The 15,139-nt window shown below is 39.5% G+C and carries 16 protein-coding genes and 1 tRNA gene; 4 read left to right on the forward strand and 13 right to left on the reverse strand.

Annotated features, from left to right (window positions below):
- Positions 1–77 precede the first annotated feature (77 nt).
- Positions 78–1,226 (reverse strand): 1-acyl-sn-glycerol-3-phosphate acyltransferase, encoded by a 1,149-nt coding sequence (locus B879_RS03190; protein WP_009183701.1) that lies wholly within the window; start codon positions 1,224–1,226, stop codon positions 78–80.
- A 93-nt stretch (positions 1,227–1,319) separates the two neighbouring features.
- A complete protein-coding gene (locus B879_RS03195) occupies positions 1,320–5,810 on the reverse strand; it encodes a T9SS-dependent choice-of-anchor J family protein (RefSeq protein ID WP_009183702.1) in 4,491 nt (1,496 codons plus the stop codon).
- Positions 5,811–6,293: 483 nt separating this feature from the next.
- On the opposite strand from B879_RS03195, the gene B879_RS03200 reads away from it, so the two are divergent.
- Positions 6,294–6,581 (forward strand): InlB B-repeat-containing protein, encoded by a 288-nt coding sequence (locus B879_RS03200; RefSeq protein WP_009183703.1) that lies wholly within the window; start codon positions 6,294–6,296, stop codon positions 6,579–6,581.
- A gap of 83 nt (positions 6,582–6,664) precedes the next feature.
- Here B879_RS03200 and B879_RS03205 read toward each other — a convergent pair.
- Positions 6,665–6,737: transfer RNA gene (locus B879_RS03205), tRNA-Gln, on the reverse strand.
- A 122-nt stretch (positions 6,738–6,859) separates the two neighbouring features.
- Positions 6,860–7,504 (reverse strand): PAQR family membrane homeostasis protein TrhA, encoded by a 645-nt coding sequence (trhA, locus tag B879_RS03210; protein ID WP_009183704.1) that lies wholly within the window; start codon positions 7,502–7,504, stop codon positions 6,860–6,862.
- Between the two features lie 190 nt (positions 7,505–7,694).
- Here trhA and B879_RS03215 point away from each other — a divergent pair, with 190 nt between their 5' ends.
- Positions 7,695–7,943, forward strand: a complete 249-nt coding sequence (locus B879_RS03215; protein ID WP_009183705.1) for a hypothetical protein — start codon at positions 7,695–7,697, stop codon at positions 7,941–7,943.
- 73 nt (positions 7,944–8,016) lie between these two features.
- On the opposite strand, the gene rplI is transcribed toward B879_RS03215, so the two are convergent.
- The 4 genes from rplI to B879_RS03235 all read right to left on the reverse strand — a co-directional run bounded on the left by rplI (position 8,017) and on the right by B879_RS03235 (position 10,161).
- Complete coding sequence (rplI, locus tag B879_RS03220; protein WP_009183706.1) at positions 8,017–8,460, reverse strand: 50S ribosomal protein L9; 444 nt, start codon at positions 8,458–8,460, stop codon at positions 8,017–8,019.
- A 42-nt stretch (positions 8,461–8,502) separates the two neighbouring features.
- Positions 8,503–8,754, reverse strand: coding sequence for a 30S ribosomal protein S18 (gene rpsR, locus B879_RS03225; RefSeq protein ID WP_009035688.1), 252 nt, complete (start codon positions 8,752–8,754; stop codon positions 8,503–8,505).
- The gene (gene rpsF / locus B879_RS03230; protein ID WP_009183707.1) at positions 8,754–9,122 is read right to left on the reverse strand and encodes a 30S ribosomal protein S6; all 369 of its coding nucleotides are present in this window, start codon (positions 9,120–9,122) and stop codon (positions 8,754–8,756) included. The genes rpsR and rpsF overlap by 1 nt, the downstream gene beginning before the upstream one ends.
- Before the next feature lie 121 nt (positions 9,123–9,243).
- On the reverse strand, positions 9,244–10,161 hold the full coding sequence (locus tag B879_RS03235) for a DUF8428 domain-containing protein (RefSeq protein ID WP_009183708.1): 918 nt from the start codon (positions 10,159–10,161) through the stop codon (positions 9,244–9,246).
- 45 nt (positions 10,162–10,206) lie between these two features.
- Between B879_RS03235 and B879_RS03240 the strand changes: the two genes are divergently transcribed.
- Positions 10,207–10,791 (forward strand): methyltransferase domain-containing protein, encoded by a 585-nt coding sequence (locus B879_RS03240; RefSeq protein WP_009183709.1) that lies wholly within the window; start codon positions 10,207–10,209, stop codon positions 10,789–10,791.
- On the opposite strand, the gene B879_RS03245 is transcribed toward B879_RS03240, so the two are convergent.
- Complete coding sequence (locus B879_RS03245; RefSeq protein ID WP_040400186.1) at positions 10,784–11,566, reverse strand: O-methyltransferase; 783 nt, start codon at positions 11,564–11,566, stop codon at positions 10,784–10,786. The two genes, B879_RS03240 and B879_RS03245, sit on opposite strands and share 8 nt — an antisense overlap.
- A 1-nt stretch (position 11,567) precedes the next feature.
- Positions 11,568–11,954: a Co2+/Mg2+ efflux facilitator ApaG/CorD gene (gene apaG, locus B879_RS03250; RefSeq protein WP_009183711.1), complete on the reverse strand. Its 387-nt coding sequence runs from the start codon at positions 11,952–11,954 to the stop codon at positions 11,568–11,570.
- Between the two features lie 75 nt (positions 11,955–12,029).
- Here apaG and ung point away from each other — a divergent pair, with 75 nt between their 5' ends.
- Positions 12,030–12,692: a uracil-DNA glycosylase gene (ung, locus tag B879_RS03255; RefSeq protein ID WP_009183712.1), complete on the forward strand. Its 663-nt coding sequence runs from the start codon at positions 12,030–12,032 to the stop codon at positions 12,690–12,692.
- 58 nt (positions 12,693–12,750) lie between these two features.
- Here ung and lepB read toward each other — a convergent pair whose 3' ends face one another.
- The 3 genes from lepB to B879_RS03270 are packed head-to-tail and all read right to left on the reverse strand — an operon-like array spanning position 12,751 to position 15,118.
- Positions 12,751–13,827, reverse strand: coding sequence for a signal peptidase I (gene lepB / locus B879_RS03260; protein ID WP_009183713.1), 1,077 nt, complete (start codon positions 13,825–13,827; stop codon positions 12,751–12,753).
- A gap of 14 nt (positions 13,828–13,841) precedes the next feature.
- Entirely contained in the window at positions 13,842–14,564 is a 723-nt protein-coding gene (dapB, locus tag B879_RS03265; protein ID WP_009183714.1) for a 4-hydroxy-tetrahydrodipicolinate reductase, read from the reverse strand.
- A gap of 2 nt (positions 14,565–14,566) precedes the next feature.
- Positions 14,567–15,118, reverse strand: coding sequence for a DUF5683 domain-containing protein (locus tag B879_RS03270; RefSeq protein WP_009183715.1), 552 nt, complete (start codon positions 15,116–15,118; stop codon positions 14,567–14,569).
- Positions 15,119–15,139 lie beyond the last annotated feature (21 nt).

A 15,139-nucleotide genomic window follows, 5' to 3' on the forward strand; every position in this document is an offset into this window, starting at 1 on the left:
AATCAGGACAAAATTTACTGAATTATCCCATCAATTAGAAGAATCGGTAAAAAATCATAAACTAAAAGTTGATGCTTTTATGCTGATTTGATATTTTCCAAAACTTGTTTCTGGTTGATCACGGGATTGGCATACATGGATAAAAAGCTTTTTACTGCCAGTGGATTATTTTGATCTACTCCTCTTCTAAACCTGGCTTCAAACAGCGCCTTTTCCTCAGCTGTATACCAAGAGGCGTATTGGTCGGTGCCTGTCAACAGGTCACAGGCAATGTATTTGGTAGGCCACAGCTTGTAACCGGAAATGATCTGAAAATCTATCAGGTCTGCCAAGGCCTGCATTTGCTTTACATTCCCGGATACAGTTCTTTTTATTTGATCTATTTCATCGTTAAGTACGTCGCCCACATGAATATGTATCCGCCTCTTTTGGCCTATGATACCACTCAAAAGGGTTCTAAAATCCTCATTTTCTGCTTTGATGTAGGTTTCCTGATTGGCCTTAGCCAAAAGCTCCGGCATCTTTAATACATCTGTTGGGTCGTATTCATAAGATATACTGATGGGTACGACATTGAGCCGCATAAAATAATCTAAAAAATGCTCCCCTTGATCAGAGGCCATGGAAATCATTTTAAGCACACCTTTGTGGGTCATGTCGTTGCCGTCTTTAGTTCTTCCTTCTCTTTGAGCGATCCAAACCGATCTGTTTTCCCTCAGCAGAGAATGGCGTATATAGGCAGAAACTAATTTTGAGCTTTCTAATAATTCCCTTGCTGGAAGTCCTCTTTTGATGGTGAAATTCCGGGTCAGTCTGGATAAATGTTTTAGAAAGGTTTTTTGTACCAGATTGTCACCGATAGCAGAGGTGGTCATGAATAATCCGTTTTCATATAAACAGGCATTCAAGAGCGAGGTATCCAGGATAATGTCCCTGTGGTTGGAAATGAAAAGATACGATGTGTCTTGTTCAAGCTTTTCAAAACCCGAAGTTGTTAAGCCCTCTGAACTTTTTTCCAATACTTTTTTTACCCCTGGATAAATAAAATTGATTTGAAAATCCCTAATGGAATGGCAATGAAGCATGAGATCTTTCCAATATCTGTCTTCCAAGTCAGGAAAAGTAAAGTTCATCATGGCCTTCAGCATGGGATGATCAATAATTTCCTTAATGGCTTGATTGACTTCCGTATCGTAGTAAGGTCTGATATCTTCAAAGGGTGACATTTGTGCTGGTTTAGTGCAATACAAAGAAAGCACTTTTTAATAAAAAAGCTGCCCTTTATGGAGGCAGCTTTTTAATTTTAGGTTTCGAAGGCTTTAATTTACGAGTAGACGATCGATGGTTTTGTTGCCAAATTGATCGGTTACCATAATTAGGTAAACACCCTTGGCAAGATTTGATACATCGAATGTGGCAAAACCTTCCTCTGTTAATATTTGGTCTATCTGGAGGCCATAAGTAGACATCAAAACTACATTTTGAAGGCCTTCACCATTTTTAAGTGTGATGTTTACCAAGTAGTTGGTTGGATTTGGAGAGATTAAAACCTGAGAAGCCTGTCTTTGCTGTGGAAATGCAAAGGATTCAGATAAGGCATTGCACCCCTTTTCATTCACTATTTCGACTTCATAATTCCCTCTTCCCTGAATCCTTAACCTATTTTCCTGTGTAGTAGCAACTAATGCACCATCTTTGAACCAATTGTAAGTATAATTCCCTTCAATGGTTATCAGGAAACTTTCTTCAAAGAATATAATAGGCTCAGGGAGCCGATTGACCTTTACCTCGAAAGCCATTGTTGGCTCTGGACCACATATGTCAGTACTTAGTATTGCCCTAAATAAAGTGTTGGTGCTCAAGTCATTTACAATAATTTCTGAAAGTCCAGCAGATGAGGCGATAGGATGCCAATTTTCGCCATTATCTTCTGAAAATTCCCAACCATTAATTATACTGTAATTCCCACCTACCAGGATCAGCAGTATTTCATTGTTTCCTGCGCAGACCTCGTCAATACCCACAATATTACCCAACTCTAAGTCACAGGTTAAGGTGAACCGGGTTTTGACAGGAATATGATCAGAAGTAGTGCTCAGGTAGTTAGGGATCAGTTCAAATGGTGCTACTACACGTTCTGAATTGACAAGCCAATTTTCTCTTAACTCATCGGTAATGATCATGTGGTCAATCACATTTTCAAAGGTAGGGAAGGTTCTTAAACCCGCCTGGCTTAGACTTAATGTCACTGGAATATAATTTTCTGGGTCGTTGATGTAATTGATGAACGAGGTTTCTGATGTATTTACGGTAGGGGCCGTCTGATCAGCCACAGTTTCATCAAGGTCATCATTAAAATCACCTAAAATGATCAATGGCACATTAGCGTAATAGGTGTCTAATGAATCTTTAAGGACGTTTACATCATATCTTCTCATGGCATATCTTGGATTCGCTGCGCTCTCGCCTCCTCCATTGGACCTCGTGTGTACATTGATAAGATTGATGTTTTGTCTGACCCCATTGATATTGGTTTTTACCTCCATCAGGAAAGGCAACCTGCCGCTGGCCCAGAATCTATCTGGAGTAGACGGGTAACCTACCAAGTCTTCCGGTTGCACACCTTCAAGTAATACCCTGGAAGTGACTTTCTCAACTGTAGCTGTTTTATAAAGGAAAGTCAATTTCTGCCCAGTTTCAAAAGAATCGGGTCCCTGTGAGACAGCTGGCGAAACTATGCCTTCGTAACCTTCCAGGCTGCTTACCAATTCATTAAATTTTTCGAGGTTTGTAATTTCCTGGAAAGCATAGACGTCTGCCTGAAGATCTTCAATAACCTTCTTTACATTTTGAAGTTGCAATTCCACATTGCTTGGGCCTTGGTTGTTTTGGGTTGATCCAAACCATTCAATGTTCCAGGTGACAACATCAAATGTATTTTTCCTTTCAAGGGTAGCACCTGTTAGGAAGCCTCTCATCATAGAAAGGTCTCCACTCGTGAATTTGATAGGCCCACTGAAAGCACCTTCAGTCTGTGGTGCAAACCTGATAGTGACCAGATTATTTAATCCAGCTTCTTCAGGCGTATAGCTTAGGGAAGCGAAGAAATCAGTTCCATTTTTGGAGAATTCAAAGCCTTCTATCGCTTCTATTGTTAATGGTGCTACGGCATCAGATAAGGAGAATCGGAAGTCTCTGCTTTCTGTTGAAACTGTGCCTACAGGCTGAATTCCAAAATGCCAATAATCAACATTGCCAATGTCATTGACCAAGAATGGAGCTGGAGGGGTGCTGGAATTTCTCAGCGCAAAATCATCCAAAGTCCAGCGTGTGGCACCCGTTTCTATGGAAGAATTATAAACAAATGCAATTCTTACATTGGCAGATTTAAACACATCAAGGTTTATCTCTTCTGAGAAGGTCCAAATATTTTGAGTAGCAAACCTATCAGGCAGCTCGTTCCAAGTTGCTGCTCGTGGATCGCCTTCCTCATAATCAGTAGATACTAAAAGCCTCAACCTTGGGCCTTCAAAAGCTGCTCTTGACCAGAAAGAAAGCAATGGGAAATCAAACTCCGTCAGGTCGTAAGCAGGAGTAATCAACCAATCTTCATTGAGTACCTGTGTTCCCCCCGCAAAGCCGTTCATCTGTAGACCAAATGGTGCATTGGCAGTAGAAGTGGTTCCTGCTCTTCCAAAATTCGTACACTCCCATTCCTGTGGTCCTTCAACTGAAAATCCTATCCAGCCAGAAGGTAAACCCTCAGGACAGGAGTTATTAAAGTCTTCTTGAATATTGAATGGGTCAAGAACAGCAGCCTTAACGGGAAGAGAAACTGGTGTCGTACCATTGGTTTCATGTGAGATAGACAGATTTAGATTGCCTGAAGACTCATTATCCAGTTTTACAAAAACAGACTGTGCACCATTCAATTCTTCTGTAGTGAACACGATACTAGCTGCAAAATCATTTCCATCTTTTGACAAGCTTAAAGGTGCCGAAGTGTTCACCGTCACTGGGCCAGAGAGGTTACTGGCCGAAAGTTGGTAGGAGAGGATTGGTTTTTCTTCCCGGACGCTGACGATACCGAAATCAAGTTCCTCAATATCAAAATTAAAGTTTGGAACGATAACCCCCTCAGCTTCCTTAACTATTCCGATGAAACGGGTGCCAAGATTATCAGGGAAGAAATTGGTTGCCCGGAAAGTGCCACCCGAAGCAATGGTCCCTTCATTAGCAGAGACATCGCTTATGGTAACAATTCTAAATTCTACTTCCCCTGTTAGGTTTTGAAGTGAGCTTAAATCAATTACCTGATTGAGGAATACATTTTCGCTGGTCCAGGTAGCCAAATTACTGGTAAAGCCGTCTCCACTATAGCGAAGGGCCATGTCTCTTGGACCGGTATTAGAAGATCTTGTACCAATTTGTAGTGCATTCAGGTCAACCAGTTTGTCCTGTGCCACTGTAAATCCAAAAGTAAAGAAGCGGTCTTCTCCTGCATTCCAACCATTCGAACTTATAGAATTGCTTGCAGAAGCAGGATTGATGTCTGCGCCCCTGGCAAAATCCTGTACTTGAATGCCCTCTGCATCTGTGCTTCCAGCTGTCGATTCTTGGTTGCCAGGCTCCCCGGCAAAATTCCAATTGGCCACAACAACAGGTACTGCCGGTTGGGTTTCCTGCAATTCACCTCTGATACTTACCGGTGTAAAGATGCCATCATTTAAAAAATTACCCACCCGGAAAGTGCCACCGGATGCCAAGGTACCACCCCCGGCAGATGTGGTATTCAAAACAAAAATTCTAAATTCTACTCTTCCTTGGAGACCAATAAGGCTACTCAGGTCTATAATTTGATTATTGAAACTGGTGCCACTTTGGGACCAGGTAGCTAGATCTGAGGTGAAATCATCTATGCTATATCTGAGTACAAGATTTCCAGGTCCAGTTCCGGATGACCTAGAGGATATCACTAAATCTTTTAAATCAGCTTCAAAGCCTTCTTCAATTTCTAAACCGAAGCTAAAATAGCGATTTGCTTCCACTGCCCAATTTGAACCCGATATGGAATTAGCTGCTGAGGTGGGAGTGATGCCTGAACCTCTTGTGAAATTAAGCGCAATGGCGTTATTTGATCCAGTTCCTGTAGTAAAATCCTGATTTCCCGGTTCACCCGCGAAATCCCAGAACGCAAGTGTTGGTGATTCTCCCGAAGAGTCAGGGTCAGTAATTTCCCCCACAAAATTAACAGAGCCACTACTATGGTTGAAAACACGGAAAGTGCCTCCTGATGCAAGGGTTCCTCCATTGGCAGACACTTCATTCGTATTGAAAATTCTGAATTCGACGGTTCCTTTCAGCCCGGTCAGTCCAATAAGATCAATGGTCTGGACGGTGTTAGCAGTGCCACTTTGTGTCCAAGTGGCTAGATCTGAGGTAAAATTATCCACACTAGCCCTTAAGGCGAGTGTCGAGGGTCCTGTATTGGAAGAACGGGATGCAATAGAAAGACTGGATAGGTTCAATGACCTCCCTTCCTCTATCACAAAACCAAAGGAAAGGTAACGTTCTCCCTCACCTAACCATTGAGAAGAATTCATTGAACCAGCACCTGCGTTGGGGCTCAGGTCTGTACCTCTGGTAAAATTCAGGGCGGAAATTCCATCGGACCCTGAACCTGGTGTAAATTCTTGATTACCGGGCTCATCTGCAAAATTCCATGATGCAATTATTTGGGCTTCAATTGAAAAAAAGAGGCCCAATGATAATAACAAAAGAAATTGGATTTTAAGTAAAATTTTTTTCATGCGTAGTTTTCGAAATTGAATAAGGATAATAATATGCCCTTAAAAGTATATGAACTGAAAGTATTGGCCCAAATAAAATTGTTATTTAATTGTTAAAATTAGGCTATGGTAAAATTATATCTTGAAAAAGTATGTAAAAAAGATAGGAGTTTTTGTAAAATTCATACACGCTGAAGTATGGGTATACACCTCATTTTTAGTGTTTTATTTACATATGATTTCAGCTTGATAGTGGCTGGAGAAATAGGCGAAATTGTGAAATTTTTTTCTACTTCTTTTAAGTAATTAGCGTTTACATTTTCTGGTAAAAACTCTCATATTCTGGTATTATCTGCTGTTTACAGGTAATCTGGATGTTTTTTAGATTATTTTCAATATAGTAAGTTATTGTTTATCAAATTTTTAGGTCTCGTTTTGGCCTGGTTTTTGGATACTGCTGCCAAATCATTTATCGATTACCGAATAGACCGAAAGTATTAAAAAATGAAAAGTAGCAGATGGATAGCCATGCTATGCCTGTCATTAATGATTTTGATGACTTCCTGTGGCATAGATCTCATTGACATGGAAGAAGTGAACACCCAAGCACAAAGGGTAGAAACTAAAGAATTGAAGGAAGGGAGTAGGGTAGAGGTATTGGCAGAACCTGAATCCGGTTTTGAATTTTCACATTGGTTGAAGGATGGGGATATAGTTAGTAGGGAGCAAAGTTACACCTTCACCATGCCTGCTAGAGATATTTCTCTTGTTGCTGTGTTCACTAGAAAATGATGCGGAAAAGCTTACTGGTAAAAAACAATTCTATAAACAGCCAAAAAAAGAAAATCCACTGAAAGATCAGTGGATTTTTTTTGTTGACCGACTAGGGCTCGAACCTAGACTCTTCTGAACCAAAATCAGACGTGTTGCCAGTTACACCATCGGTCAGTTTACTAAGGCCCTTTTCTTTAAGGTGTCACAAAGGTATGATGTCTTAACTTTTTATGCAAATCTGATAAATAAGTTTTTTTAAGTATTCTATCTAACCTTCTTAAATTCAATAATAAAAATTAGATATTAATTTCGGTAAGCATAAATAATATGGCAACAAAGTGGAGAATTGTCCCAGATAAAACAAAAAGGTGCCATATGGTGTGGGCAAATCTCTGCTGTGGTCTTGCATAAAATATAGTCCCTAAGGTATAGCTCAATCCGCCGGCAGCAATTAAAGTCAAAACGGTCAGGGAAAGGTTTTCAAGCAAAGGTTTGATTAGAAATATCGCCATCCATCCCATGCCGAGATATAAAATTAATGAAGCTCTTTTAAACCTATGGGTATAGAATATTTTGAAAACCACCCCGAATAAAGTTAGTCCCCAAATAATACCAAAAAATATCCAACCCCAAAGTCCTCCCACCGCCAATAAAAGAAAGGGAGTATAAGTTCCTGCAATCAGGAAATAAATGCCTATGTGGTCAAAAGTTCTGAGCCAGGATTTTATTTTCTCTTCTTGAAAGGCATGGTAAAGGGTGGAGAAGGTATATAAGAGTAAAATAGATGCTCCAAAGATGCTACAGCTGACAATATGGATGGCAGTTCCATTTAACATGGAAAAGGTTACCAAAAGGGATATGGAGATGATACTGAACAAAATACCAAACCCATGGGTGATGCTGTTGGCAAATTCTTCCTGTAAACTTTGTTTTCTTTCCATGATCATTTAAGTATAGACGAAGATAAGTACTATTTGAAGAAAAAGTTTCCTTTCAACGGGTCTTCGAAATCGATTGTGTACTGAAAATCAGTTAATAATGAATTTTATTTTTTGTATTTATGAAAATAAAAACCTTGTTTTGTTAAAAAATTGAAAAGGATTTAACCAATTAGTTAAAATTTATATTCTTATGTCAGTAAAAATTTCAGAAAAAACCATTGTGTCCACTTTGGAAAAACTGGACAAGTTAAAGTTGGATGAAAGGCTGCATGCTGAGTTGTCCTGGTGCTGGAACAGTTACAAATTTGATAACAATCCAGTAGGCGTTATTGAAAAGAGTAAAGAGGCGTTAGCATTGTTCAAAGCAAAGCGTGAAGAAAACAGCAGGGCTGTTGCCAAGAAGTTGGTGGATGATTTAGAAAAAATTGTGCTCAATTAATCAGAAAATTCATTCAAGGAAAAAGAAAAAGCCATCCTGTAAGGGATGGCTTTTTGTATAGGGTAGGGAAGTATTATTCTCCTACAACTACGAATTTTACATTGCTTTTCACTTCTCTGTGAAGGTCAACCTCAGCTTCAAATTCCCCTGCACCCTGAACAGGTACGTTAATGGAGATTTTTTTCCTGTCAATGTTGATGTCCTTCTCAGCAAGTGCATCAGAAATTTGAAGGGTGGTTACCTTACCGAAAATTTTACCGGATTCTCCGATTTTCGCTTTGATTTCTAAGGTAATACCAGCAAGTTTTTCCGCAAGTGCTTCAGCTTCAGTTTTAAGTTTCTCTGCTTTATGCGCAGCTTGCTTGATGTTTTCAGCTAATATTTTTTTATTTGATACAGTAGCTAATACTGCATAGCCCTGAGGGATGAGGTAATTTCTACCATAACCCGGTTTCACTTCTACCAAGTCATTTTTATATCCTAAATCCTTGATATCTGTTTTAAGAATAACTTCCATTGTTGTGCAATTTAAATGATGAATGATGCGAACAAGGACGGCTTATTTCAAACCGTCAGTAACGAATGGCAATAAAGCCAAGTGTCTTGCTTTTTTGATAGCATTTGCCACTTTTCTCTGGTACTTTGCAGAGTTACCGGTCAATCTCCTTGGAAGGATTTTGCCCTGCTCGTTTACAAACTTCAAAAGGAAGTTAGGATCTTTATAATCAATATACTTGATGCCATGCTTTTTGAAGCGGCAATATTTTTTTCTGTTCTCAACTCTGTTGATAGGTTCGTTTCTAAGTGTCATTAGGCTTGCTCCTCCTTAGCTTCTGCTTTTTTGTTAAATTCACCTTTTCTTCTTCTTTCAGCGTAAGTAATGGCATGCTTGTCTAATAGGGTAGTCAAGAATCTCATTACTTTCTCATCTCTCCTGAACTCAACCTCTAATTTTTTGATCATGGCTGGTTCTGATTTGAATTCTACCAAAACGTAGAAACCGGTGCTTTTTTTCTGAATTGGATAAGCCAGTTTTTTAAGACCCCAATTTTCAACATTGATAACATCTGCCCCCTCTTCTTTTAACAAGTTAACAAACTTGTCTACGGTATCCTTCATCTGAACTTCAGACAAAACGGGAGTTAATATGAATACCGTCTCGTAACTTTTTTGGAACATGTTTGTATAGATTAAACTGTAATTTTTAACAGACCGCAAAATTATAACAATACCCCTTGATTTCCAAATCCAGCTTGGAAAATCAAGGGGTTTCCTGCCTTTAAATATTTATTTTTCCTGATTATTTTACCTCGAAGGTTTTATTGCCAATCTGATAACCTTCTGCAAAGACCCTTACTTCATAGATTCCGGGCGTGTATCTGCTACCTTTTTCATAGAAGTATGTCAAGGATTGCAGTGTATTGTCAAAGAACAAATCTTGATGTGCGGTGTAAAACTCCTCTCTTCCATCGATCGTAAAAGTTCCGCTGCCTTTTGCTACATCAAAGATAGGCTGATTGTTTGGCGCAATCAATTGTATATAAATGTCTTTATGACCTTTTTCAGCCACTTTGTTATCAGCCAAATTAAAAGAGACTTTTATTTTTTCAATTTGTCTGCTTCTAAAACCATCTTCACGTTCCCTTCCTCTTGAGTTGACTGCAGCTACAGAAATATTTTCAGCTTTCAAAACAGCGGCAATATTTACCTTTTCTTCTAATTCCTGCCTACGTATATTGAGTTGGACAACTTGCTCTTCTATTTCAGCCTGTGTCGACCTTAAATCCTGATTTTCCGCATAAAGCTGTTGGTTTACCTCTCTTAGGCGTAAAATTTCATCATCCTTTTCCCGAAGCGTTCCTGCGTAGCTACTAATTCTCCTGTTAAGGGAGGCAATTTCCTCGGCTGTACGCTTTCTTTCTGTATTTCTTTCAGCCAGTAATTGCTCTTTGATTTCTTCTAAAGCCTGTACATCTCCTCCTAATTTTTCTATTTCCTGTATCCTTAGATCCAATTGAAAAGTCATTGAGTCAATTCTTCTGTTCAGGTCGTTGTTCTCTTCGGATAAAATCAAAATCTCCTCCGACTTTTTGGTTTTGTCCAAATAATCTGTGTACAATTTGATACCACTTATGACTACTAAAATAGCTAAAACGATAATGAGTATGTTTTTACTGTTCTCGGATTTCTTCGGTTTTTCTTGAAAATTTGATTCCATTGCGTATAAATAAATAATTTTGCACGAATATTAAATTCACTGTATATGTACTTAGATGAAGCTTATTGGACCAACCGGTATAAAGAAAAATCAACCGGATGGGACATTGGATACCCTTCTCAGCCTTTGAAGCAATATTTAGACCAAATTTTTCAAAGGCAGTTGAAGATATTAATTCCAGGTGCAGGCAATGCTTATGAAGCTGCTTACGCTTTTGAATCTGGCTTCCAACAAGTACATATTCTTGACTTTTCTCCGGTTCCTTTGAACCAATTCAAAGAAATTTACCCTGAATTTCCATTAGCTCAAATAATTCAGGAAAATTTTTTTGATCACCAAGGAAAATATGATCTTATCCTGGAACAAACGTTTTTCTGTGCCCTTGATCCAGCTTTGAGGCATGCCTATGTTGATAAAATGTATGACTTATTGGTTCCAGGAGGTAAAGTTGCAGGCGTACTTTTTTCCAGGGAGTTTGAACATCAGGGCCCTCCTTTTGGGGGTACTAAGGAAGCCTACTTACAATATTTTGAACCAAAATTTGAGGTTTTAACCTTGGAGCCGTGCTATAACTCTATTGCTCCGAGGATGGGAAATGAATTGTTTTTTCAGTTGAAGAAGCCTATATAGAAAGAATATGCTGGCTTTTGGCAAGTCCTTTTCGGAAAAATAATATTCCGCATTCAAAGAAATCAAGACTTAAACTTACTTGTGGTTGTTGAGCTATTTCCTCCCAAGCCTTTTCCATTTCTTTTGACCAATGTATGTCCCCTATGGCCACCACACTTTGGTCATGAAGGTAGGGCATGACCATCTTTAAATAGGTGATGGTCCCCTCGTAGGTGTGATTGGCATCCAACAAAATAAAATCTACTTTTCCCATCTGGTCCAATACTGCAGGCAAGGTTTTCCCAATGTCCCCTTCAACAAATTTGATTGGCTGATTTCCGCAACCTTCCTTGGCTTTTCTGATCAGACTTTTGGATCCTTCAAAGGTATACAGGTGGGACTGGACTACTTTTGAAAGATAAAAAGTATTCAGTCCTACACAAGTTCCCAGTTCTATTACGCAGTTTCCAGGGCTTTGCATACAGAAATATTGATAAAGCTGACTGAATTTTCTATTGCTTGTACTGTAACGAGTAATGGCTTTAGTGCTTCTAAACCTTTGTTTTTTTAATTTTTTTGATCCTGCACCGTAATCTTCTATTTCAAGTATTTCTTCGTCCTGTAGTAGTGCCTTTCTCCAGTATTCTATCTCAAGATCTTTGGTTTTGCTGTTTTGTAAGTATAGCTTCAGGTTTTTATATAGATTTGCGACAAAAGGACTTTGAAGGGAGTAATTATCCTCTTTTTTTAGCCAATATAGTATGGAAGCCCGTAGTGGGAACAGGTGTTTTTTCAAATCAATTGTCAAAAATATCGGCTATCAATTGAAATTCAGGTATTTGCACTTCAATAAGCTTGCCGTCAAAAAGCTTTTCCATGATATAAGCCCCTTTCATCTTTCCCAAGCCAGACCTTAAATTACATCCTGAGACATATTCATGGAAATTGCCCGGCTCCAATATGGGTTGCTGCCCAACAACCCCTTCACCTTCTACAAATTTTGGCTGGTCACCGGCATCAAAAATTTCCCACCTTCTGCGCAGGAGTTGTATGGTATGACTGCTGTTGTTTTCTATCTTTACCTTGTAAGTAAAAACAAAGTGTTGCTGATGAGGACTTGAAAACTCAGCCTGGTAAGTGGTTTCAACACTTACTTTGATACCTTCGGTGATAGCAGTTACCATATATCGTCTGGAATAATGCTTATAAAATCTAAAATTAAAACTATAAATCTTTAATCACAACGTATTTTCGTCAAAATGGATGTCAAAATTGAAGAGAGTTGGAAAGAAAAACTATCGAATGAATTTAATAAACCCTATTTCGATCAGTTGGCCCAATTCGTCAAAAAAGAGTACCAGACCAATCAGGTCTTTCCCAAAGGAAAAGAGATTTTTAATGCTTTTCAGCACTGTAGCTTTGAAAAGACTAAAGTTGTTATCCTTGGACAGGACCCTTATCATGGCCTGGGTCAAGCACATGGTCTTTCTTTTTCTGTGCGGGAAGGCATACCTTTTCCACCAAGCCTGTTGAATATTTTCAAAGAAATCAACAGAGATTTAGGAAAGGAAATTCCTTCAAATGGCAACCTGTCACGTTGGGCGGACCAAGGGGTTTTGTTGTTAAATGCCACTTTGACTGTCAGGGCGCATCAAGCGGGTTCTCATCAAAATAAAGGTTGGGAATCGTTTACAGATGAGGTTATCCGTCAATTGGCCCAGGAAAAAGAAAACCTGGTATTCATGCTCTGGGGTGCTTATGCCCAAAAGAAGGCTGCCTTTATTTCGGATGACAAACACTTGAAACTTCATGCCCCACATCCCTCACCACTTTCAGCACATCGGGGTTTTTTGGGCTGTGGGCATTTTTCTAAAGCCAACGCTTATCTGCGTGAAAAAGGGCTGCCGGAAATTCATTGGTAAAATATCCCAAAAAAGAGGTTGCCTCTTTTGTTTAGGCAACCTCATATCATCATATCATTTACTTAATCCCATTAAAGAACCTGCTCCAGCGGATTTTGCTGAACATGGACTTATGTTTGTCCAAGGATAGCCATAAGAACCAGGCTTTGCCTACGATATGGTCTTCTGGTACAAAACCCCAATACCTGGAGTCCAGGGAGTCATGCCTATTATCACCCATCATAAAGTAGTAGTCTTGATTGAAGGTATAGCTTTCCACTTTTTGTCCATCAATATATAATTGATTGTCTACTACCTCTACGGCATCTAGTCCTTCAAACTTCTCTATGGTTAAAGCATATTTGGCAATATTTTCCTCATTCATTTCAATGGTCCAGCCTTTGGCGGGAATGGTCAAAGGGCCCATATTGTCTTTGTTCCAACCAAAATATGCTCCATCAGGAAAAACTCTGGGATCTCCCATATCCATACGGTCTACCCTTTTGGTGACCGAGCCAATTGCCGGGGATTTTCTTAATCTTTCGGCAATTTCGTCGGTAGTCATGACCAAATAGCCTGAACCATTGGTAAAGGACATGAAGCCTTCTGGATTGATGCCATAATCACTGAAGAAATCTGCACTCAGGTTTCTACTGGTCATGACATCATAGGAAAACTGAAGTCCTTCTGGTTTATATCCAGGTTCGCCATTGACAAAAAGCTCTGTTTGTACAATTTCAATTTCATCTCCAGGAATGGCAACAGCCCGCTTGATGTAGTTGGTTTTCAGGTCAACAGGAAATTCAAACTCAGAAGGAAAGTTAAAGACCACCACATCATTTCTCTTTACCGAAGTAAAGCCAGGAAGTCTGAAGTAGGGTAGTTGTATCCAGTCTACATATGAGTTGGCGTCTGTTCCCCAAATTTTCTGATGTGTCAATGGAATTTGGAGCGGTGTTCTTGGAATTCTTGTACCATAATGCATTTTACTGACAAACAGAAAATCTCCTACCAAAAGAGACTTCTCCATTGAAGCGGTTGGAATTGTGAAGGGTTCTAATAATAACCACCTGATCAAAGAAGCAGCGATGACTGCAAATACCAAGGCATCCACCCATTCACGGGCAGCTGATTTTTTCTTTTTTTCTTCTGTCATTTCACTCAAAAATTTTAGAAAGATAGGAAATCATCCATTGATAATACACCTTTTTTATCTTTTATCCATTCAGCCACTAAAACTGCGCCAAGTGCAAAACCCTTCCGGCTATGGGCTGTATGGCTGATTTCAATGTCGTCAATTTCAGACTGATAGCGGATAATATGGGTGCCTGGTGCAGGGTCTATCCGCTTGGCTTCTATGTAAAGCAAGTGTTCATTTTCGTCCATTCCATCGGACAATTTCCAATTCTTATAGCTTGATATTTCACCTAGGATTCCTTCTGCTAAGGTGATGGCCGTACCACTTGGAGCATCCTTTTTTTCAGTATGGTGGACTTCCTCCATCCTAGCACGGTAGTCTTGCTGGTCCTTCATTAAGGAGGCCAAAAATTTGTTCACTTTAAAAAAAATATTCACCCCAATGCTGTAATTAGAAGCATAGAAAAAAGCTGTGTTTTTTTCCAGTGTTAGGGCTGAAATGGCCGGTTTTTTCTCCAACCAACCTGTTGTGCCCGAAACTACAGGAATCCCCCTTTCAATCGCCCAACTGATATTGTCAAATGCTGCATCGGGTTGACTGAATTCTATGGCGACATCTACCCTTGAAGGGTCAAGTTTTTCCAGTTCGTTCCTGTTTTCAATGTTGATTTTTCCTACCAGCTGATGGCCTCTGGATTCGGCGATTTCACCGATAATTTTCCCCATTTTGCCATAGCCTAATAATAATATATTCATAATCAGAAATTAATTTTCATGGATAATCCAAAAACACCCCCTCCAGCACTTAGCATTTCGAAACTTGGCTCGAACCTAAAACTTAGGTCGTCACTGACATCAAAGGAGGAAAGATGTGCATCTACATGTGCGTCTATGATATTCAGCGCATAAATACCTATAAATATGAAATAATTCAAATCCCGGTTTCTTCTCCAGAAATTGACCTGTCTTACCAAGCCATCCCTGTTCAGGTTTGGGAAATCGTTTGGCAGACCATCATCCAATAAAAAAAGTCCCTCCCTCAATGCTTTATATCGTCGATCGTTGAATTCAATGAAGAAGATGTTGGTAGCAAACCCACCGTAAATGATAGGTACTTTCCAGCTTTTTTCATTGTAAACCTGGCCAGCTCCAGGTAAAATCGCTGAAAGGATGGTGGCTTTTTTAGGATTTTTATAGCCTTCTGGCCGCCAATCTAAGTTTAGGGTGTCTCCGGATACTTGTTGGGCATTGGTATAGGCGGCACTAGACAACAATAAAATAAAAACAGCAATGATATGGGGGGGTATCATTGCCATTTTAAATTTACTGAA

Origin of the sequence: Cecembia lonarensis LW9, assembly GCF_000298295.1 — a bacterium.
GTDB classification, from domain to species: domain Bacteria; phylum Bacteroidota; class Bacteroidia; order Cytophagales; family Cyclobacteriaceae; genus Cecembia; species Cecembia lonarensis.

Coding starts and splice junctions, on each gene's coding strand:
- B879_RS03190 (WP_009183701.1), bottom strand. CDS start 1,226: ATGTCACCCTTTGAAGATATCAGACCTTACTACGATACGGAAGTCAAT.
- dapB (WP_009183714.1), bottom strand. CDS start 14,564: ATGAATATATTATTATTAGGCTATGGCAAAATGGGGAAAATTATCGGT.
- B879_RS03200 (WP_009183703.1), top strand. CDS start 6,294: ATGAAAAGTAGCAGATGGATAGCCATGCTATGCCTGTCATTAATGATT.
- B879_RS03270 (WP_009183715.1), bottom strand. CDS start 15,118: ATGATACCCCCCCATATCATTGCTGTTTTTATTTTATTGTTGTCTAGT.
- B879_RS03195 (WP_009183702.1), bottom strand. CDS start 5,810: ATGAAAAAAATTTTACTTAAAATCCAATTTCTTTTGTTATTATCATTG.
- rpsF (WP_009183707.1), bottom strand. CDS start 9,122: ATGTTCCAAAAAAGTTACGAGACGGTATTCATATTAACTCCCGTTTTG.
- B879_RS03215 (WP_009183705.1), top strand. CDS start 7,695: ATGTCAGTAAAAATTTCAGAAAAAACCATTGTGTCCACTTTGGAAAAA.
- lepB (WP_009183713.1), bottom strand. CDS start 13,827: ATGACAGAAGAAAAAAAGAAAAAATCAGCTGCCCGTGAATGGGTGGAT.
- rpsR (WP_009035688.1), bottom strand. CDS start 8,754: ATGACACTTAGAAACGAACCTATCAACAGAGTTGAGAACAGAAAAAAA.
- B879_RS03240 (WP_009183709.1), top strand. CDS start 10,207: ATGTACTTAGATGAAGCTTATTGGACCAACCGGTATAAAGAAAAATCA.
- apaG (WP_009183711.1), bottom strand. CDS start 11,954: ATGGTAACTGCTATCACCGAAGGTATCAAAGTAAGTGTTGAAACCACT.
- rplI (WP_009183706.1), bottom strand. CDS start 8,460: ATGGAAGTTATTCTTAAAACAGATATCAAGGATTTAGGATATAAAAAT.
- ung (WP_009183712.1), top strand. CDS start 12,030: ATGGATGTCAAAATTGAAGAGAGTTGGAAAGAAAAACTATCGAATGAA.
- trhA (WP_009183704.1), bottom strand. CDS start 7,504: ATGGAAAGAAAACAAAGTTTACAGGAAGAATTTGCCAACAGCATCACC.
- B879_RS03235 (WP_009183708.1), bottom strand. CDS start 10,161: ATGGAATCAAATTTTCAAGAAAAACCGAAGAAATCCGAGAACAGTAAA.